Source organism: Moorena sp. SIO4A1, from assembly GCF_010672065.1.
GTDB lineage: Bacteria > Cyanobacteriota > Cyanobacteriia > Cyanobacteriales > Coleofasciculaceae > Moorena.
Map to the genome: position 1 here is coordinate 1 of NZ_JAAHHX010000991.1, position 1,109 is coordinate 1,109.

Here is a 1,109-nt window from a genome sequence, read left to right on the forward strand (position 1 = left end):
TCTGGAGTGGTAGTAAGAGCGGCACAAGATCGTAGTTTAAGCCCAGAAAATTCACACTTGTGGCAGCATGTAACAGAAACATCAGTCAAGTTTAGACAAACAGTTGAGCTCCCTAAAACTAAATCTCGTGCGGCGAGAACAGCCACTTTGGAAGTGAGATTTTGTTCAGTTAAGTTAAAGTCTCCAAGTCGAATTAAACAGCCATAATTTTGGGAAATTTATGCTGTACATGCACAAGAAATAGAGCCACCAGAAAATAGTGAACCAGTGTCGTGGATGTTACTAACCACAGAAGAAGTTTCCACACCTTCACAAGCCGCTCAAATTTTGCGTTGGTATACATTCCGTTGGCGAGTAGAAGAATACCATAAAATTCTCAAGTCTGGGTGTAAAGCAGAAAGTTATCGATTAGGAGGTGAAAGCATGTCCACCTTGTTGGGTTTTTTAAGTGTAATTGCTGCCCAACTGCTGAAAATGACCTATCTACAGCGAAATGCTCCTGACTCTCCCGCCGTTGAGGTCTTAACTACACTACAGCTCGATGTGCTACTGGCTTTAACACCACCTGAGCAAAAGAAACCTTCTCACCTGACCATTGATTGGGCAATGAGTGCCATTGCCCGTCTGGGAGGATATTTAGAACACCGACGAAGAACCCCGATCGGGATTCAAGTTTTGTGGCGAGGCTGGTTGCAACTTGAATCTTTATGCTTGGGCTGGCAATTGCATCCTAATCATCATTAACTCTGACTCACATTTGTGATTAGCTTTCCCCTGATGGCAAAATGGTTCGCGAATATCATTGGCGAATCAATGCCGTCAGAACAATGACAAAAAGCCGTAAACACTCAACCTCAAACGATTTAGCTCACCGTGCTGAGCAATTAGCATTAACCAAGGAACGCTTTGAGCAAGAGCTCGAACAGGTATCAGCTTCTGGAGTAGTTGCTCCACAGGGATGCGTCGATTGTACGCGCTTCTAGCCCAAGGCAGAAAAGAGAATTATTGGTACTATAAACTGCTTGCATCGAAAAAGATTTTCCCCACCAAAAAAGATCTTAATCAACTTTCTCAATATCAACACTTGGGGAAGGCAGGCAGTGAAACTA

2 protein-coding genes and 1 pseudogene are annotated in these 1,109 nt (G+C 43.6%); all 3 read left to right on the plus strand.

The features are described from left to right. Positions 1-207 (plus strand): annotated as a pseudogene (locus F6K53_RS44680) (IS4 family transposase); the annotation flags it as partial. 9 nt (positions 208-216) lie between these two features. Beyond that, positions 217-744 carry an IS4 family transposase gene (locus F6K53_RS44685; protein WP_293087470.1) on the plus strand — a complete coding sequence of 176 codons (528 nt, stop codon included), beginning with the start codon at positions 217-219 and terminating at the stop codon, positions 742-744. Positions 745-785: 41 nt separating this feature from the next. Beyond that, a complete protein-coding gene (locus F6K53_RS44690; protein WP_293087468.1) occupies positions 786-983 on the plus strand; it encodes a hypothetical protein in 198 nt (65 codons plus the stop codon). Positions 984-1,109: the final 126 nt, after the last annotated feature.

What these genes read in the sequence shown, in the direction of transcription:
- F6K53_RS44690 (WP_293087468.1), top strand. Translation starts at nt 786, where the DNA reads ATGGTTCGCGAATATCATTGGCGAATCAATGCCGTCAGAACAATGACA.